Here is a 22,389-nt window from a genome sequence, read left to right as displayed (position 1 = left end):
CTAGGAGATAGCCTGAACTGAAGCGGCTAAACCCTCAATGTCTACGACAGGCCCAGACGCTTGAATTCAGCGTTTGGGCTTGTTTTTGTACCTAGAGTCCAGTGGGTTAGGCACTGGACTGCTAAAGGGAGCGAGGATCGGGGAGTTGGGTGGTGATTAAGGCGGCAGCCAGGACAAAGGCGCTGGAGGCCCAGAGACAGCCCACCAGGCCAAACCACTGGAAAAATAGGCCGGAGGTGATGGTGCCCAGCAGGCGACCGCCGGAGTTGGCCATGTAGTAGAAGCCGACATTGAGGGCCACGTCCTTGTCTTCGGTGTAGGCCAGCACCAGGTAGGAATGGACGGCGGAATTGAAGGCAAACACGATGCCGAAGACCACCAGCCCCCCGGTGACGGCGATGTCCCCCCGCAGGCCAGACATCAGGGTGAGGGCAATCAGGGCGGGAATGGCGGTGAGGATGGAGGTCCAGAACAGGATGGTTTTGGCCTTGGGCACCACCTTGCCGCTGGCATCCTTGCGCAGCAGTTGAGGGGCAAGGAATTGCACGATGCCGTAGCCAATCACCCAGATGGCCATGTAGGAACCCACCTGCATGAACCGCCAGCCCAGCACCTCATACAAAAACACGGGCAGCGCCACCACAAACCACACATCCCGCGATCCAAACAGGAAGAACCGAGCCGCAGATAGGATGTTGATTTCCCGACTTTTGGAAAACAACTGGCGGAAGGGCACCTTTTTGCCAATTTTGCCCATGTCCGCAGGCAAGAACCAGCCGGAGCCAAAAATCACCACCAACACCGCCGCCTGGATTAGCAGGGCCGGACTGAATCCAACCCACTCCAGCAGCGCCGCCCCCACAAAGAAGCCCACCCCCTTGAGGGCATTTTTAGACCCCGTCAGCACCGCCACCCATTTGAACAGGCGGGAGGCCGCTTCCTTGGGCACCACCAGCCGGATGGCGCTCTTGGAACTCATTTTGGTCAAATCCTTGGCAATCCCAGAGAATGCCTGGGCCGCCATCACATAGCCCACCTGCACGGGCACCCCCCAGTCGGGGTTGAGGAAGCTCAACATCAGTAGGGCGAAGATTTGCAGGGCAATGCCGCCGTAGAGGGTCAGCCGCAGCCCCACCTGGGAGCCAATCCAGCCGCCAAAGAAGTTGGTGACAATGCCAAACACCTCATAGAAGAGGAAGAGCATGGCAATTTCAAAGGGGGTGTAGCCCAGCACATGGAAGTGCAGCAACACCATCATCCGCAGAGCGCCATCGGTGATGGTAAAGCCCCAGTAGGCCGCTGTGATGATGGCGTAGTTCCGCAGGCTTTCGGGCTTGAACGTTGAAGATGTCATGGTGTTAGTTGCCTTTTGCCTTTTGCCTTTTGCCTTTTGCCTTTTGCCTTTTGCCTTTTGCCTTTTGCCTTTTGCCTTTTGCCTTTTGCCTTTTGCCTTTTGCCTTTTGCCTTTTGCCTTTTGCCTTTTGCCTTTTGCCTTTTGCCTTGCCCCTACAGGGTTTGGGCGACCTTGCGGGCGAGTTCGGCCATGCGGTTGGAATAGCCCCATTCGTTGTCGTACCAGGCTAGAATTTTCACCTGGGTCTCGTCCACCACCATTGTGGAAAGGGCGTCGATGATGGCAGAGCGGGGATCGTTTAGATAGTCCACCGACACCAGGGGCCGTTCTTCGTAGCCGAGGATGCCCTGGAGGGGGCCATCGGCGGCGGCTTTCAGGAGTTGGTTGACCTCCTCGACCGTGGTGGGGCGTTCCACTTCAAACACGCAGTCCGTCAGGGAGGCATTCAGCAGGGGCACCCGCACCGCTAGCCCGTTGAGTTTGCCCTTCAGTTCGGGGTAAATCAGGCTGATGGCGGTGGCCGATCCGGTGGTGGTGGGAATCAGCGAGAGGCCCGTGGCCCTAGCCCGCCGCAGGTCTTTGTGGGGGGCATCGACGATGGTTTGGGTATTGGTGTGGTTGTGGATAGTGGTGATCACCCCATGGCGAATGCCCAGTCCTTCGTGGATCACCTTGACCACCGGGGCGAGGCAGTTGGTGGTGCAGGAGGCGGCGGTGAGCAGACGATGTTCGGCGGGGTCATAGAGCTGATCGTTGATGCCGTAGACCACGTTGAGCGCCCCTTCTTTCACCGGGGCGGCGACGATCACCTTTTTCACCCCATGGTCGTAGTAGGGGTCGAGGGTCTCGGTGGTGCGAAATTGGCCGGAGCATTCCAGCACCATGTCCACCCCGTAATCCGCCCAGGGCACCTCTCCCGGTGTCTTGCCCCTCGTGAAGCTGAGGGGGGTGCCGTCGATGGCGAGTTTGTCTGGCCCAACGGCGGTGACTTCAGGCGACCAGCGACCATGAACCGAATCAAATTTCAGCAGGTGCGCCGCCGCCTCGGTGCCCCCTTTAATCTCGTTGATGTGGACAAACTCTAGCTCTGGGAAGGCCCAGCCCGCCCGCAGCACCAGCCGACCAATGCGGCCAAAGCCATTGATTGCAACCTTCACCATGGATCCTCATTCCTCTAGATGATCCACCGCTGGCGGTCACACCGGGGCACCCCCAGCCTGCGCCACCCCCGGCGGGAAATACATCATTTCAAAAAAACTTGATGGATTACATCATTTCAAAAAAACTTGATTTGTCAAGCCGCCTGCAATACATCCCGATGCGGTGGGGATGACCAACCTTTTCCTCCGGTCGTCAATAACGCGGGAAGCGTTCTTCCTGTGGCGGTTCTAGGTGGCCACGGTCAGATCACCTGCCTCCCTTCCCAAAGCCTTACCGATGCCAGCGAGTGACATCAAAGGTGGTTCCGGTGAGTTTAACCATCTTGCCGTCATCGTCAAAGAGCGGCCCCCCACGGGCGTTGATGTAGCGCACTTCCCCATCGGCCCGAATAATCCGCAAATTCGCCTCAAAGGCTTCCCCCCGCTGCGCTGCGGCCTGAATCACGTCCGCATGAAGTTGCTGATCATCCGGGTGAATCAGGGCTTCTATTTGCTCTGGGGTGGGGGGTGGGTCGCTGGGATCAAAGCCGTGAATCAGGTACAGTTCCTCCGTCCAGTAGACCTCGCGGGTGCTGATGGTGGCCTCCCAACAGCCAATTTGCGCGACCCGCTGGGCATTGCGAAGCATCGTTTCTGAGCGCCGTAGTTGGGCTTCAATCTGCTTACGCTGCTCAATTTCCTGGGTGAGTCGGGCATTGGCCGCCATCAGTTCTTGCCAGATGTTGGCGGTAATGCTGTCCATCATCATGTCTGGCATGGTGTCTGGGCGATGGGCAGGTTTAGATCCGGGATCGTAGCGGGGATTTAAACAGTAGCCTTGGCCGTAGTGGGTCTGAATTAAATCTTGGACACCCGCTTGTTCTAGTTTGCGCCGAATGCTGCGGATGTGGCTTTTAAGGGTGGCATCGGTGGGAAGAGAATCCTCCAGGGGCCACAGACGATCACCCATGTCACTACAGGAAAACATCTGTCGAGGATAGCTGAGCAGCAGCTCCAAAAGTTGATACTCTTTGCGGTTCACCTTAACCACCTGACCCTGGCAGAGGACTTGCCGAGCGGTTGGATTTAAGGTCAGCGGCCCCCAGGCTAGGGTCGTACTCGCCCGCCGCAGCCCCCGCCGCGACAGCGCCCGTAGGTGGGCCAGTAATTCAGGTTCCTGAATGGGCTTAGGCAAGCAGGCATCGGCCCCACTATCTAAGCCTTGAACGCAGTGCTCCGAGGGCTGGGCCTCGGTCATCAGCAGCACCAGTATCGGATTGCCCACATTGCGCAACCGCCGACAGAAGCTGACGCCATCCAGGCGCGGCAACAGGGCCTCCAGTAAAACCAGGTCGTACATAAACGCCTGGAGTAAGTCCCAGGCGTCCTCGCCATCGGTGGCCAGATCAACGATGAAACCGTGGCGGGATAAGGTTTGGTGCAGCGTATGTCGCAGAATTTTGTCAGCGGACACCAGCAGAATTTTCATGGATCCACCGCAGACCAAAAAGGTTTATGGGGAACATTTTGCCACATTACACAAACTTTTCACCTTTTGATGTCATGCTTCCTTGGGAATGTTGGGAAAGACTCCTTCCCAAAGGAAAATCTATGACTTCTGTGTCCCACCAGGCTAGGGATATGATCCAGAAGGATGCGATCATTAGTGGCGTTATCAACGCTGTCATTAATGGCGTGATTGGCTGGTTTATGTTCCGAGGGCAATCCTCTATTCCCCTCACTGTTGATACGATTTCTGCCCACGAAAAAACGGTCTTTTCCACTGGGGTGATGACAGCCTTTCTCCTATCCGTGATTTTGGGTGCCATCGCTTTCTTTACCTTTGCTAAAAAAGCCAAAGATCTTCAATTGGCCTCTAATGAGTTGCTGGATCGTCCCTTCTTCTTCTTTGGCGTTAGAACGATTGCCTTCTATTCGCTGTTTGCCTTTGGTACGGCGGCTTTGGTGGCGTTGTTTGTGCAAAAGTTTCTCGGCAGTGTGATGGTAACACCTGTGATCGCGGCGGTGTTACTAGGAATTATTGCTGGGCTGGCGGCGTGGTTTATCAATGCTGCCGTCATGCGGGAAATGTTGCGCCCTGAATAAAGACTAAACGATGAGAGTTCCACGCTTAACCGATTTAGGAGACTATGTAACAATGACCGTTTTAGATGCCTTTAAGTTAGATGGCCAGGTAGCTATTGTAACGGGTGGTGGCGCTGGCATTGGCCGAGGCATTGCCGAACTGTTTGCCCAGGCTGGGGCGGCGGTGGTGGTGAGTGATCTCAAGGAAGAAACCGCCGCTGTGGTGGCCGATGGCATTAACCAATCGGGGGGCAAGGCCATTGCCGTCGCCTGCGATGTCACCAACGATGACGCCCTAGCTAATTTGGTGCAGTCTGCCATCAATGCCTTCGGCAAAATCACCATTCTGATTAACAATGCCGGGGGCGGTGGGCCAAAGCCCTTTGATATGCCGATGGACACCTTTATTTGGGCCTATAAGCTGAATGTGTTCTCGGTGTTTCATCTCTGCCAACTCTGTGCCCCTCACATGGAAGCGGCGGGCGGCGGTGCTGTGTTGAATATTTCCTCCATGGCAGGCGATAACAAGAATAAAAATATGGCCTCCTACAGTTCCTCCAAAGCCGCAGAAAGCCACCTCACTCGCAATATTGCCTTTGACCTTGGCCCCAAAAATATTCGGGTGAACGCCATTGCTCCAGGGGCCATCAAAACCGATGCCCTCGCCACGGTGCTGACTCCCGACATCGAAAAAGCGATGCTGAAGCACACTCCCCTAGCTCGCCTAGGCGAACCCAATGATATTGCCTATGCGGCCCTATTTTTGTGCTCCCCAGCCTCCAGTTGGGTGAGTGGCCAAGTGCTCACCATTAGCGGCGGCGGCCTACAGGAATTGGATTAAACATCCTAACCGTAGGGTGGCACTGCCCACATTCTTAACGAACCGTAGGGTAGGCACTGTCCATCATTCTTAACCTCGCCTTGACCAGCGAAATTCGTCATTTTTGCCCGGAAATGAGTGGTGGTGGGCAGTGCCTACCCTACAACGATTTTCACCCCTCTTATCAAGAGGGTAGGGGAGATCTTTGACCGATTTATCTCTTTTACCGATTAGGAGAATCCATCATGGCACTCGATATTTTCTCGCTGCAAGATTACGTTGTCATCATCACCGGAGCGGGTGGTGCCATTGGCGGAGCCACTGCTGAGGTGTTAGCTGAAGCTGGGGCTAAGGTAGTTTTGTCTGACCTCAATGGGGACGCCGCCCAGGCCAAAGCTGATGAAATTACCAAAGCTACTGGACAAGAAACCCTGGCTCTAAAAACCGATGTTACCGATGAAGCCCAGTTGCAAGAATTGGTGGATGCCACGCTGAATAAGTTTGGCAAAATCACTGCCCTCGTGAATAACGTGGGCTGGGGTGAATACACACCGCTTTGGGGGGTCGATACCGATTACATGGTGAAGTCTTACATTCTGAATACCGTTAGCAGCTATAACCTCACAAAGCTGTGTATGCCTCACCTGAAAAAGCAGCCCAATGCTTCGGTAACGTTCTCTGGTTCGATGGTGGGTGTGACCCCTTCACCGGAATTTATTTCCTACAGCAATGCTAAGGCCGCCCTGGTCAACATGGTACGCAGTATGGCAGCAATGAGTGGCCCAGAAGTCCGCTGCAACACCATCGTGATTGGTTCCGTAGACAACGGAGCCGCCACCCTAGATGCGGGCTACGACGAAGCTATGCTGAAGCGCTTGGCCGATGCCTTTGTGATGAAGCGCCGTGGTCTACCTCGCGACATTGCCCACGCCTTTAACTACCTGATTTCCCCTGCCGCCAGTTGGGTCACAGGGATTGAATTGCGCGTGGATGGCGGCGGTTCCTACAAGAGCAAAATGCCCACCAGCGATGACTAATTTAGACGACCAATTCATTTAGTCAATTGGTTCAGATTCCGTAGATTACAAAGTCCCCGAAGCCCTCACCCCCAACCCCTCTCCCATGGGGAGAGGGGAGCCAGAAAGGTTCAAAATCCCTCTCCCCATGGGAGAGGGATTTAGGGTGTAGCTTGCTTTCCGTAGAGTGGGCTAGGGAGAATTTCACATTGGGGTTTAGCCCACTAGGGAGGCTTGTTTTTTCATGTCCCGTTTTGGTTCTGTGCCAATGGCCTTTGGGTTGGGCGTAATGGGGTGGATCTCAACGACTCCAGCCCTTGCTTTGCCGACGGTGGATGCCGAGTTTTCCGAAACCATCCTGCTAACCGAAGAAACTCAGCCTTTGCCCGATTTCCTAAGCACCATCGATCCCAATGTGGGGCTGCGAATTCCTTCCCGTTTTGGTGAAGGCGTGCCCCTAGAGCAGGTGTATGTTTACATCCGAAATTCTACGAGCAATCCAGATCAGGACGCTGTTTTACAGGAACAAATTGCCGAAACCTTTGGGTTACGGGTAGGGGCAACCTTTAGTACTCTATTTGCCGATCAGAGCTTGCACCAGGTGCAGCAACTCCCCTTTGTGCAGGCGGCAGAATATCGGCTGTATGAGTCGAGTCGTCCGGGGCAAGCTGTTATTTTGGCCCTATTGGTGACGCTGAAACCGGAGGACGCTGAGGCCACGGTGCCCCCGCCCACCGGGATTTTAGCGAGTGGCAATTTTCAGGACTTCCCCACCCTGTACCAGGATGATCGCGCCCTGGTGAAATTCGTCCTAAACGGTGGGCTAGGGGTATTTAGCGACACTAATCCCTGGTTTGGCGCGGCGGATGGCTTTGTGGCTGGCCCCTACCGACCCACGGGCACGGTGGCTTGGGGTGAGGCCTATCTGGAACCCGGACTTGCGGGCATTACTCAACTGGGAGAAAGCCCTGCCTACCTCTATGGGGCGGCGTCTTACACCCTATCCGGCACCCTGCAACCGGACATTTTCCGCACCGACAACCGTTTTTATGGTGCCGTGGAAGACCTCTATGGCGGCGTACTTTTAGCAGAACCGGGCCGTCCTCTGAGCTTCAACCTATCGGCGGGAAGACAAATTTTTCAGTTGAATCAGGGCTTTTTGTTTTCCCAGTTCAGCGGTTCGGCCAATGCCCTAGAACGAGGGGCCAGCTACTCTAACCCGCGCACCGCCTACGATATGACCGTGCTGGCCAACCTGCGCTGGGGCGATTTTCGACTGCAAGGCTTCTTTTTAGAGCCCGACGAACTGCCCATTGCCGACAGCGGCACCCAATACCTCGGCACCAGCCTCGCCTACCACAACAACCAGGGGTTAGAGGCGGTGCTGTCCTACATCACCGTGCCCCAATCCAACCGGGCCTACCTGTTACCCAACGGCGACCGCTTCACCCGCGACGGCTTGCAGGTGATCAACCCCCGCCTGCGTCAGTCCACTCTCTTTGGTGTGCCGGGGCTGTGGGCCGAAGGGGAATACGCCTACCAATTCAGCGCCCAGCAAGCCATGGCTGCTCAGGGTGGATCCCTCTGGCTGGGCTACACTGCCGAGGAAATATCTTGGCGGCCCAGCCTCAGTTACCGCTTTGCCGGATTTAGCGGCGACAACCCCAATACCGCCACCTACGAGCGGTTCGACCCCCTCCAGGCCGGGGGATTATCAGACTGGCTACAGGGCATCAGTCTGGGCAAAATTTACCCCAATAGCAACAGCTTTTCCCACCGCATCACCCTCAGTGCCCAGCCTAGCCCAGACCTATCGATTTCGCTGGATTACTACTACCGCTTTGCCAATCAACTGAATAATCTGGGTGGCAATCCGGCCCTGGCCAATCTTGGATCGCGCTACATCGGTCAAGAATTTTTGCTAACCAGCCGCTATTTTCTGTCCCAAAACTTTATGCTTCAAGGGGTCGGTTCCGTGGCCTTTCCCGGTAGCGCCATTCGCCAAGCCGTTAGCCAAGACACCAGCCCCTGGATAACACTTCAACTCTCGCTGTTCATGTTCTTTTAATCTTGACCCATGTCGGGAGGGCAACATAAATCGTGAAACTTAGCCTAAAAATACCAACTCTTTTTCTACTTGGTTTTAGCTTTTTTTCTCCGGTCAAGGCTTTAGCCGAACAGCCGTTTCTCGCCCAGACTCCCTTAGAGGTATCAGGTCAGCCTTTGCCCTGGCAAGTTGTGACTTCAACAGAAGGGAAATACGTTGTGGATTTACCCGGAACTCCTACCGAACAAACTAGCACGAGTACCTTATTAGAGCGGGATCTACGCTGGCACATGGGTGCAGTAACCCTGCCAGCAATGAATGACACTGATTTGTTCGAGTACTATCTGGTGGCCTATGCCGATGTGCCCCGTAGTTTACGCTACGAATTTTCCCAAAGAGAATTGCTAGAAGCCGCCGCTGCCAGCATTGTCAATGACATCCACGATCAGCAGTTAAACGACACCCTGGTTATAGAAGAGATTGCGTTTCAGGGACTCCCGGCTCAACTGTTAACGGCACAGGGTTTAGGTCAATATCTGGTTGCCACCCTGAGCCTAACGGGAGATCGGTTTTATTTGCTACTAGCTATTGATGACGATCAAGCCAATTTTGAACATTTCTTCAATTCGCTGAGTTTAGTTCCTTAACGTGGGATCATTATGAAATTTATTGTTGCTTTAGGGTTAGCCGTCCTTACGCTGTCTGTAATAAAAACACCAGCCGCCTTAGCCAACGAAAGTCTCGGCAATGTCATTCGCGATAGTATTCGCGATGAAATCCGAGATGATATTCGTGACAATGTTCGTCGTGATGTGTGCCAACGCCGAGAAGATCGCAATCGCGACCCTGACCTTTGCAATACTCTCGAAAACATTGACGAATTGCGGGATGGCATTCGCCGGGGCACCAATCGGATACGCGCCATTGATGCAATTCTGAATTAGGACGTTCTGATTATGCTAGACCCCTGCAATCCCAATAATTCCACTATCCGAGAAGCCTTAAAACAGCTTCGATTTCCCATTATCGTCGGCGTGGCGGGTGATAGTGGCAGCGGCAAAACTACCTTTAGTAATGGCATTCGCCGATTAATTGGTAGCGATCTGGTGTCTACTATTTGCACCGATGGCTATCACAAAGAAAATCGCGAGCAGCGACAACAAAGTGGCCGTCTTCCCCTAGATCCAGAGGCCAATCATTTAGATGTGCTCGCTCAACATCTGGAACGATTAACCCAGGGAAAATCCATCGAGGTTCCCATTTATAACCATGGGACAGGCCAATTTGATCCACCGGAAACCTTGTCGCCCACCCCGATCATTGTGGTAGAGGGTTTGCATGTGCTATATCCTCAATTCCTGCCCTTTTTGGACTTCAGCCTCTATGTCGATCCTGATCGACAGGTGAAGTGGGACTGGAAATGGGAACGGGATGTGAAAAAGCGGGGCCACAAAGCCGAGGCATTAGAACAGGAAATGCTGCAACGGGAAGCGGCCTTTGTGCGATGGATCGATGCCCAAAAAATTGATGCCAATGTGGTGGTTCAAGTGGGGCACAGTCAACTAGAGGATCTGTTGCCCACTCGTTTTGCTGATACTCAGGCGGCGAAGGGCTACCGAGTTAGTCTCATTCTTGAACCCACTCTAATGCCCTTACCGAGCCTGTCGATTCCCTTAGACTTGGCCGCGATGTTGGAGCTAAATAAACCAGCCTTCCTACTTGCCGCTGTCCCCTTCCGCTATTGGGGAAGAACGGCCATTGCGGTTCACATTGACGGCAACCTTGCTCCCCAAACCATCAGCGAATTGGAGCAATATATTGTCGGCTGTACAGGGATTCCGCTACAAGAGGCTGTGCCTCAGGAAAACTATGAAAAGGTCTCTGCCACATCCTTTGCCCAACTGTTAATTGCTTGGCGGTTTTTAGCCCAGGTGCAGCAAAACCTTGGTGTCGAAGATGCTCTCCACTGAATTTTGGCCGCTTGTCAAGGGGGCCATGACCTTTAATGCTGAAGCGTTTCAGGCCATGGCCGATTTACCCAATGCCAACCAAATTGCCATTCAGGTGTTGCTCTTGGCAGGGTTTTCGCAATCGGTGGGGCAGGGGCTAATTTTATTTGTCAACCGCGTTAAGCTCATTCGCTTTTTGCTGAGCCTTTGTCTGGGGGCAATTTTGTTTGTCTTTAGTTATGGCTTTTGGATTGTGAGCACCCTGTTTGTTAGCCAGATTATTTTCCAGCAGAATCTCGATCTGCGTCTGGTCTACCACGCCGTCGGATTGGCCACCGCTCCGCAACTGCTGAGCTTTTTAATTGCTCTGCCGTATTTTGGTGTGCCTATCCAGATTTTTCTGGCCCTATGGGCGCTCTTAGTGTTTGTTCAGGGATTTAGCGTTTCTACAGGACTCGGACTTTGGCCCGCTTTCGTCAGTGGTTTGCTGGGCTGGATATTTCTTCAGATTTTACAGCGAACCCTCGGACGACCAATCAGAGCCTTAGGGACTTGGCTATCCAACACTGCCGCAGGTACTCCGCTCGTCACGGATCTCCAGGGTATCGAAACATTACTAGAAACGGGTCTTCACGGCGATTCTCACTATCAGGGTAAATGATGTCTTTGCTGCTATTTCGTCGCGTTGAAAAGGTATTAATACTGGCTTTGGGAGGATTTCTTCTAGCGCTGTTTCTGCCGCTTTTAGTGCCCCTAGTGCAGGCGGCTTTTGCGGCGATGACGGTGACGGCTAAGCTGATCCTTAACCTGGTCGGGATGGGGGTAATTGCCCTGCTGTTAACCATTTTACTGATGCCTCTGGAAACCCTGGGATGGTGGGCGGGTTGGTATGGCGATCCGGTGCAGGCGACGGCTAAAAATTTGGGTTCTTTCCAGGAGCCGATGGCCGACGATACTGCTATTTCCCATTACGTTGTTTATCTGGACGGCATTGGCCAATCCACCTTTGACTATCTGCCGGATGTGGAGCAATTTTTAGATGAATTAGCTCAGACTTTGCCCGACGATATTCAAATTATTCGTGGGTTAATGCCCTACTCCCCCATGAATCGGCCTCTCACCAGTGAAGATCGGCCTTTTTCGTGGTTTTGGAACTGGGTGAATCGGCTTAAGGCCAGCCGAAAGGGCAGTATGTTGGCTTTTTTAATCAATCTTCGCAATATTTTTGTGGTCTGGATTTCGGCGGATCAACGCTATGGCCCGATCTATAACCGAGGTACGGCCCAGGTTATTTACAACAGCCTGATCAACCACGGCTACCCGCCCCACGGTGGTGTGCCCATTACCCTGATTGGGTTTAGCGGCGGTGGTCAAATTTCCATGGGGGCGGTTCCCTACCTAAAAGAGGCTCTGCCCGCTCCGATTGATTTGATCTCCATTGCGGGGGTGTTTAGCGGCAACAACAACATCCTCAAACTGGAGCACATCTATCATCTGGTGGGCGACCAAGACAAAATCGAACGGCTCGGCCCGATCTTTTTCCCGAAGCGCTGGAAGCTGATGGGGCTGTCCTACTGGAACCGCAGTAAGCGACTGGGGAAGGTGAGCCTGATCAACCTGGGGCCAGTGGGTCACGAAGTCCCTGGTGGGGTGATGGATCCTGAGCGGGTGTTGCCCGATGGCCGGACGGCGTTGCAACAGACGGTGCAATGGGTGGCGGAGATTCTCCAGGGCACGGCCCTCCTCAAAGAACGACAACCGACGCCCCTACCGAGCACGCTGGAACGCTATCGACAGGCTCCCTTTAACCGAGCCGAGGGCTACCCGGTGCGGGCGGCGTTGCCCGTGAGTCGCTACCGTCCTATGGCCCCCTGGATGGGCCGTTTGCTGCTACCTCAGCCCGATCAGCGCCAGCCCCAGACCGTTCCCTTTGAGGTTCATCACGCCCCCGAAAAATACGCCCACCTGATCGGCACCGTGGTCAGCCTGGGCTGGAGCGAAGAACCCCAGGTGCAGGCCTATTTGCAGCAGGTGACGAAGGATGTTCACTTTAGCCCCCAGGCCACCTACAAAAGCCAGCAGGGCGGGGTTTATCCCACCCGTCTCAACCACTGGCAACGGGTGAATCCCCTGGAATCCTTGGCCGGGGCGCATCCCGACGACGACATGATCGTGGCCCTGCCCGATCCGGTGCAGGTGGAACCCTCCAACCGCGCTCCCCTGTTCTCCCACTACCCGCTGACCCTGCGTATTGCCCACGAACCGATTCAAATTACTGGGCTGTACTACGGCCTGGTGAAATTTCTGGGGCCAGGGGCGGGGATCGATCTCGACGAATCGCCAGGGGATGATCCTGAACAGTTCCAGGTCGTTCACTTTAATAAAGCCAGCGGCCAATTTGATGGCGTGCAGGAAACAGTGTGGTTGCCCCAGGTGGTGGCCAATGGCAATGGTACCGCCCCCTTCACCAATGGGGGGATTGAGCGGTCGCCCCTGAATGAAATGGGCTGGTACATCTATGGCGCGATGGGTCGTGATGCCATGGGTGGGGCCGATCTGTTTGTGGTGCGGGCGGTGGCTCCCCGTGCCCTGTTCCAACTCCAGCCCGATCAGGAGATCGTCGGACGAAAACCCGTCAAAACCTACCTCAAGCAAACCGCCTGGGGAGACTTGGCCGCGCAAAAGGGCCGGATTAGCTCGGTGCAGTTGGCCTATCGCTCCCACCAGCCTGTCTGGAACGAGGGTACCCGCGCCCTGCTGGTTCACGTTTACGGCGGCATCGGTGGCCACCAGATCGAACCCGCCGCCCAGGGGCCAGTGTACTTTGGGCACTTCTCCTTTGGCGTGGCCACCGTTGTGAAGGAGCCACTCACCGACGAGCTACGATTTGACATCGTCTATCACCAGATCTACACCCAAAACCCGGATGGTCTGACCGCCGGAACCATGCACTGGTCGCGCTACATGGGGGATCGCCAGTTTGGCTGGATTGGCCTGCGCCCCGTGGCCGATACGCTGATTCACTTTCCCCCCTTCACCCGCCATTATCCGGTGACCGCAGGCCAAGAGCCATCACCCTTAGATGTGTTGATTCGCCAGCTAGAGGTGATGGCCGCCCGCTACCGCATCGGCGACGGCAGTGGTGGCACCTACGTCGGCCCCGCCAACAACTGCGCCCAAGACTCCAATCAAAGCCTCTATGCCGCCCTGCAACAGATGGCCCGCTCCGTGCGCTCCAATGCCGATTACTCCCAGGCCGACCTCAACGTCTGGATGCGGCAAAACCCCGACCTAGCCCAGGATCTTCAGCAACTAGAGCACCTAGGGAAAGACCTGCGCCATCACCTGATGCCCTGGGGCAGTGCCCGCGCCGATTGGGCCACCGAAGCCGCCGCCCTGGGCAGCACCCTAGAAGACGATCCCCTCAAAACCCTGGGACGAGGGCTGGTGAGCTGGCGCACGGTGTTGCCTCGGGTGGCTAGCAACAGCATTACCGAATGTTTTCTGCGGCAAGGGGCCACCGCCTGGATGCTTCGCACCAACCAGCTTGGTGGGGAAAATCCAGAGATCGCGCCGCTAGCTCCCTTGGCGTTTTAGGGTTTTGTTACTGGGCGTTGCTAGGATGAGTTTTCTAACGTTTAGTTACTGATTTTGTCGAGTCGAGCCATCAGATCGTTTACAGTTTAAGCACCTAAAACGAGGTCATCATGAGCGAAAAAATTGATCAGTTTACCAGTGATCTAAATCAGCGCCTAACCGGGATTGAAGCCCATCTCAAACAACTGAAGGAAAAGCTGACGACAACCTCCAAAGAGGCCGAGAGTACCGTCAAAGCCAAACTCGCAGAGGCCAAAACAAAGCTAGAGGCCAAAAAAGATGAGGTAAAAGTCGCCAAGGAAACCCTAGCCCAACGGCTGGAGGCAAAAAAGTCAGAAGTGGAGGCTGAGATCGCCGAATGGAAAGATCAGAAAGAACAGGCCAAACTTTTGAAGCGAGCTGATAAAGCAGAGGAATATGCCCTGGCCGCTCTGCTCTTTGCCGCCGCCGCCGCCGAAGAAGCCGAAATTGCCGTTTTGGAGGCCATCGAGGCTCGTATGGTGGCCGAAAGTATCACCGTAGTTCCCGTTGAAAGTGAACCTACCGACGAGGCCACGGAAGCAGAAGCCTAGGGCATCGGTTAACGATGAACCCTAATATATAGCGGGTTTTTCTTGGATGAGATCTATCCTGCTGATCCCCCCTAGCCCCCCTTATTAAGGGGGGTACAGAGTGAAACTTAGACCGCTCGGCACTGGGGGGATCTAAAACCCAGCAACGGTGTATCTCACGCTATCGAGAACCACCATAAGTACAGCTTTAACAGCTCAATCATCGAGCATTTAGCTCACAAAGCAGGACTCAGCAATGACGACATCCCTAGAAAAACGTGGCATTATCCCCCTACTGCTGGGGCTGGCTAGTTTGGTGCTAATTGTGGCAGGGCTGAGGGCCGTTTCGGATTTAATGAGTCCTATTTTGCTGTCTCTGTTTGTGGCGATGGTCACCACTCCGCTAATGCAGTGGCTCAAGGCACGGGGGCTACCGGGCTGGTTGGCCTACACCCTGGTATTGCTGGGGGTGATTGTCTCAGGGCTGATATTGATTCTGTTTTTAGCGGCTTCCCTGGCTCAGCTCTCCGCCGAGCTACCCACCTATCGCAACCTGATTGACCAACAGCTTACCGAGTTGGTCCAATGGCTCGACAGCAGAGGAATTCAGGGGCAGGATATTAAAGATCTGGAGTGGTTTCAGCCGGGACGAATCTTTCAAGCTTTGCTGTACTTCGTTTCGGCGTTGTTGGGCACGGTTTCTAATGTTGGGTTTACCCTGCTAATTTTCATTTATATGCTGGCCAGCGCCCCCAACTTTTCTGGCCGCCTGCACCATGGACTGGCCACCGATCCGCCAATGCTGGCCCGATTCCGTTCTTTTTCTAGCAGCATTAGCACCTATCTGTTGATTAAAAGCTGGTTAGGAGCCTTAACCGCCCTGTTGCAAATTGTTCTTATGGGCCTTTTGGGAATTAATTTCGCAATTTTATGGGGTGTTTTTTCCTTCCTGTTCAATTTTATTCCCAATGTGGGCTTTTACATTTCCTTAATTCCCCCCACCCTGATTGCGTTACTCACCCTAGGCTGGGCCAAGGCGCTTATCTTTGCCGTGGGCTACACCTTAATTAACAATTTTTTCGACATTGCCATTGCCCCCCGCTACCTAGGTAAAGGGCTGGATCTCTCTACCATTGTTACCTTCCTAGCCGTGGTCTTTTGGGCCTGGATTTTAGGCCCCATCGGTGCATTCTTGGCCCTGCCGCTAACGGTGATGGTCAAAACCTTGCTACTAGAGCCGTTTCCCGAAACCCAGCTTTTAGCCCAACTGATGGGATCGGGATCGCCGAACGAAAGTCTTGCCCCTGCAACCGCTGAGAATGATGAGATGTTAACGGGATGAGTGGTGTTTCATGCCCTCAATCTAACCCTCAACTATCCACCATTTCTATTCCCACCCACCCCTGACTTACTATGGCCCTTCCCGCTCGATTCCCTTGCTTTCTGCACCGTGGTTTTTTGCACACCAGTCTTGCTGCCGCTGCCCTCGCCGGAGCTGTGTTAACCGATGCGATTCAACCCCGCCCTGTCCACAGTGCCGAGGACATTCGCATTAACGTAACCGGGCCACTGGTACTCAGCATTTCGGTAGATGATCTCGAAACCCTGGCGACAACGGGGGAGATTCCCCCCAGCATGAGGCTCTATCGAGGGGTTTTAAACGAGTCCTTAATCCGGCAAATGCAAATGGGCCTCACCTTACCGCTGCCCCTGGATGTAGCCACCGTGGATAACTTGGCCTACTCTCCCCTGGGGCGGGATGTGCTGTTTAACCTGGGCAAGGTGGTGCAGACTACAGCGGGTCAAAATGGGCAAATTGCCCTGCGGGCAGCGGTGATTAATGCGGCGGCCAATGCTGACCCAGAGGGCTGGACGATGATCGATGTGTTGCGAGCCTTTCCGGCCCAGGCTATCCACGTTGACCTGATGGATCTGCTGGCCCTGCGGCGCGAGTTGGCCCTGTATTTCAGCTACAACCGGGCCGCCAATGCCGCCATTCAGGCCCAGGCGGTGGCGGAAGCCCAGACCCAAGCCAATCTGGATGCAGCGGCCTTGCCCGACCTCAGCCAACCTGGCCCCTACGCCTTCCAAAAAGACACGATTACCGTTACCAATCCCGCTGCTCGGCAAACATCGGCAGGGCTTACCGTTAACTACGATTTTGATTCTGATATTTACGTTCCCACGGGGTTAACCGAGCCGGCCCCCATGGTGATCATCTCCCACGGTTTCGGAGATGTAAAAGAGAGCTTTACCTTCCTGGCGGAGCACCTGGCCTCCTACGGTTTTATTGTCATTCTGCCTGATCATGTGGGCAGCGATTTGGCCTACCGCCAGACCTATTTAAACGGGCAATTGAATACCCTCCTCAGCCCGATGGAATTTATCAATCGGCCCCAGGAGATTTCCTTTTTAATTGACAAATTAGAGGAACTTACCGCTGCTTCACCGGAATGGGCAGCGGTGGCCGACATAAACCGCATTGGTGTGGTGGGAGACTCCCTAGGAGCCTCCACGGCCTTGGCCTTGGCGGGGGCAGAAATCAACTACAACCGCCTCATAGCAAATTGCGATCAGGAGAACGTCATCTTCAATTTTGCTCTCTATTTGGAGTGCCGTGCTCGGTTTTTACCGCCCCAAAACTACGAACTTCAAGATCCCAGGGTGAAGGCTATTGTGGCCGCCCATGCCGTGGGTGGGGGGCTGTATGGCCCAGAGGGCTTTGGCCAAATTGACGTGCCCATTCTGATGGTGGCCGGGGAAAACGATATTATTTCCACGGTCATCACGGAGCAAATTCACCCCTTTGTGTGGCTGCAAACCCAGCCCAAGTATCTCGCTACCTTTGAACGGGGCACCCACTTCACCTCCAAGCCAGGGCGAGAGGGAGCCGGGGGCCTCTTTGGACTGCTTGCGGGGCAGCATCGCGACATTGGCGCTCAGTATTACAAAGGTCTCAACGTCGCCTTTTGGAACGCTTACCTGCGCGGTCAAAGCGAATTTTTGCCCTACCTCACGGCCCGCTATGGCGAATTTCTCAGCACCGACCAGCCCATGGCGGTGAATATCATTTCCGCCCTCTCCGCCAACCAGCTCGAAGCCGCCTATGGTGCCGCACCTCCCACCCCTGTGATTCCCGCCGCCCTAGCCCCCACCCCGCCCCCACGGGACGAAAGCGTGCTGGCCGAAATTGAACGAACGGGTGTCCTAAAGGTAGGCCTGCGTAAGGACGCGGCTCCCTTCGGCTTCATTGACCAAACTGGGGCCTGGGATGGCTCCTGCGGCGATTTGGCCCTGTCTCTGGGGGATTACCTAACGGAACAACTCAATCGAGATGTCCCCATTCAGGTGGTAGAACTTACCTCCACCCTAGACAACCGCTACGACCTCGTAAAAGACGGCTTCGTTCACCTAGAATGTGGCCCCAACACCCTCCGCACCGACCTACCGGGGGTCGTTTTCTCCAGCCCCATTTTCGTTAGCAGCGCCCGATTTTTGACCCTAGCGAATCCCGCCAATCCGGTTAACCCCAACCTGCCCCTGGCGGGCCTACGCCTAGGCGTATTGGGCAACACCACCACCGAAACCTTTGTGCAAACCACCTATCCCCAGGCGGAACGGGTGATGTTCTCCGGGCCAGAGGGTCGCCAAAACGCGATTCAGGCGGTGCAATCGGGCACCATCGACGCCTTTGTGGGCGACGGCATTTTGACCTACGCCACGCTGATTTTGGACGGCAAATCCCCAGAGGACTTTTCCCTCTTCCCCGACCAACCCCTCACCTGCGAATTCTACGGCCTCGCCCTGCCAGAAAATGATCCGCAGTGGCGCACCCTGGTTAACCAATACCTGGCCAGCGATGGCGAAAAGGCCGTATCTACAGAATGGTTTTCTGCCCTCTATCCTGCCATGCTTGATCAAGCAGAGGCTTGCCTGAATCGGTAAGTGACTTCATGGGTCAACGGGCGACCCTTGGTTGTGGGCTAGGGGGCGCACGGTGACCTTGGCCATAGGCCGATTTGTGGGATGAACCTAGGGTCTGGGCGTCTCTGTCCAGACAATTTGGCGTTCTTGGGGCGTCTTGTAGCCGCTGTATTCCTGCATGAGGCGGCTGGCCTGGGCCGGGTCGAAATAACGGTTAAACTCTGCCCTGCGCTTGGCGTGGGTGGCGGTGGCGGCATCAACCGCTTCGCTCACCTTTTCTAGGCGTTCGGTTTGGGTTTGTAGGTAGGGCACCAGTTGGCTGAGGGCGGAGAGGGACGCAACGGTGAGGATGGCGTTGACCGCTAAGCGGGCGCTGAGTTCAAAAACAGGGGTATGACGAGCCAGCCGCCGCGTGAGGGGACGGGGGCGTTGTCGCCGAATGGGGTGACGTTGTGGGGGGCGCGAGGGAGACTGAAGCGGAACATGCATGGGCAAACCTAGGGGGGCGGTAAATGCCTGTTTAGATTAGCCCCCATTATGGCGGAGAAGTCGCCAAATGTTACGGTTATTTGCATTTTGTCGGACGGCTCGTCTTTAGACCACCCGGTACAATGGGGTTAAGCCTGGGTGAAAGAATAGAATGGCCACGAACGGCAGTAGCCCCCTTGGCTCTCAACGGATGACATGCCCCGACAACTGTTTATCGGTGATATTCACGGTCATTATGATGGTCTGCGGGCTCTGTGGACGTTGATCGACCCAGCCCCCGAGGATCAGGTCTATTGCGTTGGCGATCTCATCGACCGGGGGCCACGCAGTGCCGAAGTGGTGGAGTTTGTGCGGCACCATGCGACGGGTTGTGTGCGGGGCAACCACGAGCAACTGTTGATCGATGCCCTCAGCCGAGGGGAGGGCGACCTGGGGGGGGCGTCCCTGGAGGGGTGGCTCTATAGCGGTGGTCATGCCACCCTCAAAAGCTACGAAACCTCCACTGAACGCCTCGAAGACGATCTGCATTGGATTCAACAGTTGCCCTCCTATATTGACCTCGGCCATCTCTGGTTGGTCCATGCGGGGGTAAACCCAACGCTGCCCCTAGCCCAGCAAAGCCCCTACGAAATGTGCTGGATTCGCGATGTCTTCCACGGCAGTCAGACGCCCTATTTCCCGGACAAGCTCATTATTACCGGGCACACCATCACCTTCACCTTTCCCACCATTGAGCCCGGTCAGGTGGTGGCGGGAAAGGGCTGGCTCGACATTGACACCGGGGTCTACCATCCCCGCAGCGGTTGGCTCACTGCCCTCGACTGGGACAACCAATTGGTCTACCAAGTGAATGTGTTTTCTGCCCAGCAGCGGGTGCGCCCCTGCCAGGAGGCCATCACTTTCCTGGATCCAAGGCTGGTTCGGCCTAGGCCCAGGGGCGTTGGAGGGCGGCTGTCTCGCTTGTCTCCCTAGCGGGAATGGGGCTGCGGGAATGGGGCTACCGAACTTGAACATTTTGGTTGGTCGCATCGCCATCAAAGGGATCAGGGCGTCCTACCCAATCAAACTGGCTGAGGCGAAACCCCAAGAAGCCCGTTTCCTGGGTGGGGCTGTATTGGGCTACCAGGCCATAGGTGCGCCGCCGATATTCCACACTGAACCGGGTGTCAATTTCCTGTCCCGTATCCAGGTTGAAGGCCGTTTGAAAACCCAACAGCACCGGGCCATAGATCTGCTGCACAATGCCACCAGACAGGGTGTTTTGATCGACTAAGCGGTCGAAGAGGAACGGCGATCCCTCTCCCCCAATGAAGTTGCTGGAAATGCCCAGGTTAAATTGGGTGTAGTCCCAATGGTTGCGGGCCAAATGCCCCAGTTGTCCCACCATCGTCACCCTGGCATCGAGGGATTCCTGAAGGTTGCCATTGGTGTAGTAGGTGGCTACTCCTCGCAGTCCGGCAACGAGGGCGAGAAACGGCACCACGGGCTGGGGGGAATAGCGTAGCCCCTCCGTGGCGGTGCTGGGTTTGGCGGTGCCTTGCCATAGGGAAAAGCTACGGCTGAGGTCGGCAGCCCCCTGGAACCGACCCAGGCTGGTCAGCCCTATCCCAACGCCGGGATCGAGGAGGGCGGCTTGATCGGTATTGGCCGTGACGTATTGCCCCGATAGTTGGTAGGCCAAATTCACCCCCGTCTCCCCCAGGGGAATGACGGGCGACTCTAGCAACACCCCCATACTGGTCTGAACATCCTGAAAACCCAGCGAACCGTTAAACAGGCGATCTCGGTAGGTGTATTCCACCCCTAGGCGGTGGGTGCCGACCAGTTGCTGCACCCGCAGGTTGGCCCGCACTCGGTTGGTGAAATTTTTGAAGTCGAGCCCCGGTAGACTCACCAGCCCGGTGACGGAGGTGCGCGGGCCAAGGCTCCCCTCGGCCCTGGCCACCAAGCCCAGATTAGACAACATCCCTAGGCCGTCGTTTTGATCGAGCCAGCGGGACAGGTAAATCTGGGGGGATAAGCTAATCTGAAAGTCTCCCGCCTCAAAAACTGGAACGGATCGCTCGATAAAGAGGCCATCGCGATCCCGGTTATCATAGCCAATGTTCACGAACAGGGGGTTGAAGGTATCGGCAGGGAGTTGCCCCCGCTGAAGTTGATAGCAACGCCGCACCAGGGGCAGGCTCAGCCCCTGATCAAAGACCAAGCGGGGGTTATCAATGCAGAATTCATCCTCCTCTTCAGAGAGGGGCACAAAGCTGACTCGATTGCCCCGCAGTTCCAGTTCCGGGGGCGAAAAGGGATCGTTTGTAAGCCGTAGGTTGTTGCCATACCAGCCCATCGCATCAAAGTCGATCTGGCTGGCTTCAAAGCGAATCCGCCCCACATCTGCTGCCCCCCCGCCAAAGATCAGCGCGGTAGAGTTGAGGGTAAAGGCGTATCCCCCAGGGCTGGTAACTTGGGAAATCGATCCCTGACTGCCCAGGCGATAGTCTAGGGATTGGGGGGATAAATCGTTGGGAAACAGGACTCCCGTCAGGTCCTCCGTGAGGCTAGACAGCCGCAGCGCCCCACGCCCATTGGTGAGGCGACCGCTGCCCTGCAACAGGTTATAGGTGGCGGTGTCGGCCTCCAAAATTTGTTGATTGCGGTTAAAAAAGACATCACCCTCCGCCCGTAGATAGCGGTTGTTGAGGTTTACCCACACCCGTTCCGCCGCAAATTGGGTATCGCCAAACTGCACCAGCACATTCCCACTGGCCGTTACCATCTGCCGTTCGAGGGAGAAGGTTTGGGTATCGGCCAACAGTCGGAGGAGCGCTGGATTTAGGGTATCGGCAGGGACATCTTCCTCTGAAGTGTCCTCCCCAGCGTCTTCCCCTGAAGCCGCTTCGGCTGGATCGCCTTCCCCTGGAGCCGCTTCGGCTGAGGTATCTTCGGCTGGAACGCCTTCCCCTGGAGTATCTGCGACTGAAATACCTCCCTCTGGAGCGTCTTCGGCTAGAGGATCTATGGCTGAGGCACCTTCCGCTAGCGCGTTTTCGGCTAGGGTATCTGTGGCTGAAACACTCTCTAGCGGTGAACTAGTGGCTTCTGACTCCATTGCCCCTGGGGGCGACATCCACGTCTCTGGCCCCGCCACCTCGGTTGGGTTAGAATCCACCACCCAAGTTGCCCTGTCTGCGGCTGGGGTCGCCTCATCCTGACCGTTTTGGGGCGACATTGCTAGGGACAACAGCCCTAGATTAGGGGCGCTATCGGCGGGTTCGGGCGGAGCACTCTGGACAACGGCACCAGCCGCCATCGTCGTCTGATGCACCCTAGACGGATGCACGACGGGGGGGGGGAGATCCGACAAGACAATCGGTAGGGGCATGGGGCCAGGGTAACCACAGCAAAAACAAAGCCCGACGAGCGG

Annotated in this window: 18 protein-coding genes; 13 read left to right on the top strand and 5 right to left on the bottom strand. The window is 55.6% G+C overall.

The genetic code is table 11. The features are described 5' to 3' along the window. Positions 1-121: 121 nt before the first annotated feature. The 3 genes from arsJ to H6G62_RS13360 form a co-directional block, all read right to left on the bottom strand. Positions 122-1,354, bottom strand: a complete 1,233-nt coding sequence (arsJ, locus tag H6G62_RS13370) for an organoarsenical effux MFS transporter ArsJ (RefSeq protein ID WP_190495904.1) — start codon at positions 1,352-1,354, stop codon at positions 122-124. 152 nt (positions 1,355-1,506) lie between these two features. Next, positions 1,507-2,514 (bottom strand): ArsJ-associated glyceraldehyde-3-phosphate dehydrogenase, encoded by a 1,008-nt coding sequence (locus tag H6G62_RS13365; protein WP_190495902.1) that lies wholly within the window; start codon positions 2,512-2,514, stop codon positions 1,507-1,509. A gap of 271 nt (positions 2,515-2,785) precedes the next feature. Beyond that, a complete protein-coding gene (locus H6G62_RS13360) occupies positions 2,786-3,982 on the bottom strand; it encodes a response regulator (protein WP_190495900.1) in 1,197 nt (398 codons plus the stop codon). A gap of 122 nt (positions 3,983-4,104) precedes the next feature. On the opposite strand from H6G62_RS13360, the gene H6G62_RS13355 reads away from it, so the two are divergent. From H6G62_RS13355 to H6G62_RS13300, 12 genes are all read left to right on the top strand, one after another. Next, entirely contained in the window at positions 4,105-4,599 is a 495-nt protein-coding gene (locus H6G62_RS13355) for a permease (RefSeq protein ID WP_190495899.1), read from the top strand. A gap of 52 nt (positions 4,600-4,651) precedes the next feature. After that, positions 4,652-5,419: a 7-alpha-hydroxysteroid dehydrogenase gene (hdhA, locus tag H6G62_RS13350; RefSeq protein ID WP_190495897.1), complete on the top strand. Its 768-nt coding sequence runs from the start codon at positions 4,652-4,654 to the stop codon at positions 5,417-5,419. Between the two features lie 224 nt (positions 5,420-5,643). Next, positions 5,644-6,435 carry an SDR family oxidoreductase gene (locus tag H6G62_RS13345; protein WP_190495895.1) on the top strand — a complete coding sequence of 264 codons (792 nt, stop codon included), beginning with the start codon at positions 5,644-5,646 and terminating at the stop codon, positions 6,433-6,435. Between the two features lie 223 nt (positions 6,436-6,658). Continuing rightward, entirely contained in the window at positions 6,659-8,482 is a 1,824-nt protein-coding gene (locus tag H6G62_RS13340) for an alginate export family protein (protein ID WP_190495893.1), read from the top strand. 32 nt (positions 8,483-8,514) lie between these two features. After that, on the top strand, positions 8,515-9,108 hold the full coding sequence (locus tag H6G62_RS13335; protein WP_190495891.1) for a hypothetical protein: 594 nt from the start codon (positions 8,515-8,517) through the stop codon (positions 9,106-9,108). Positions 9,109-9,120: 12 nt separating this feature from the next. After that, positions 9,121-9,405, top strand: coding sequence for a hypothetical protein (locus H6G62_RS13330; RefSeq protein WP_190495889.1), 285 nt, complete (start codon positions 9,121-9,123; stop codon positions 9,403-9,405). Between the two features lie 12 nt (positions 9,406-9,417). Further along, positions 9,418-10,431 carry a phosphoribulokinase gene (locus H6G62_RS13325; RefSeq protein ID WP_190495887.1) on the top strand — a complete coding sequence of 338 codons (1,014 nt, stop codon included), beginning with the start codon at positions 9,418-9,420 and terminating at the stop codon, positions 10,429-10,431. Then, positions 10,418-11,071 carry a hypothetical protein gene (locus H6G62_RS13320; RefSeq protein ID WP_190495885.1) on the top strand — a complete coding sequence of 218 codons (654 nt, stop codon included), beginning with the start codon at positions 10,418-10,420 and terminating at the stop codon, positions 11,069-11,071. Before H6G62_RS13325 ends, H6G62_RS13320 begins: the two co-directional genes overlap by 14 nt. Positions 11,072-11,118: 47 nt before the next feature. Then, positions 11,119-14,007 (top strand): CAAX protease, encoded by a 2,889-nt coding sequence (locus tag H6G62_RS13315; RefSeq protein WP_206755645.1) that lies wholly within the window; start codon positions 11,119-11,121, stop codon positions 14,005-14,007. 110 nt (positions 14,008-14,117) lie between these two features. Beyond that, on the top strand, positions 14,118-14,579 hold the full coding sequence (locus H6G62_RS13310) for a hypothetical protein (RefSeq protein WP_190495883.1): 462 nt from the start codon (positions 14,118-14,120) through the stop codon (positions 14,577-14,579). A 235-nt stretch (positions 14,580-14,814) separates the two neighbouring features. Then, positions 14,815-15,900, top strand: a complete 1,086-nt coding sequence (locus tag H6G62_RS13305) for an AI-2E family transporter (RefSeq protein ID WP_190495882.1) — start codon at positions 14,815-14,817, stop codon at positions 15,898-15,900. 71 nt (positions 15,901-15,971) lie between these two features. Then, on the top strand, positions 15,972-18,503 hold the full coding sequence (locus tag H6G62_RS13300; protein WP_190495879.1) for an alpha/beta hydrolase: 2,532 nt from the start codon (positions 15,972-15,974) through the stop codon (positions 18,501-18,503). A gap of 87 nt (positions 18,504-18,590) precedes the next feature. On the opposite strand, the gene H6G62_RS13295 is transcribed toward H6G62_RS13300, so the two are convergent. After that, positions 18,591-18,971, bottom strand: a complete 381-nt coding sequence (locus tag H6G62_RS13295) for a hypothetical protein (protein ID WP_190495877.1) — start codon at positions 18,969-18,971, stop codon at positions 18,591-18,593. A 195-nt stretch (positions 18,972-19,166) separates the two neighbouring features. Between H6G62_RS13295 and H6G62_RS13290 the strand changes: the two genes are divergently transcribed. Beyond that, the gene (locus tag H6G62_RS13290; protein ID WP_190495876.1) at positions 19,167-19,943 is read left to right on the top strand and encodes a metallophosphoesterase family protein; all 777 of its coding nucleotides are present in this window, start codon (positions 19,167-19,169) and stop codon (positions 19,941-19,943) included. Positions 19,944-19,968: 25 nt separating this feature from the next. Here H6G62_RS13290 and H6G62_RS13285 read toward each other — a convergent pair whose 3' ends face one another. After that, positions 19,969-22,347: a DUF3769 domain-containing protein gene (locus H6G62_RS13285; RefSeq protein ID WP_190495873.1), complete on the bottom strand. Its 2,379-nt coding sequence runs from the start codon at positions 22,345-22,347 to the stop codon at positions 19,969-19,971. Positions 22,348-22,389 lie beyond the last annotated feature (42 nt).

The sequence above is a fragment of the Phormidium sp. FACHB-1136 genome, from assembly GCF_014697375.1.
Classification (GTDB): domain Bacteria; phylum Cyanobacteriota; class Cyanobacteriia; order Phormidesmidales; family Phormidesmidaceae; genus Nodosilinea.
The sequence above is the reverse complement of the archived record's forward strand: the minus strand, read 5'-3'. Positions and strand labels throughout refer to the sequence as shown.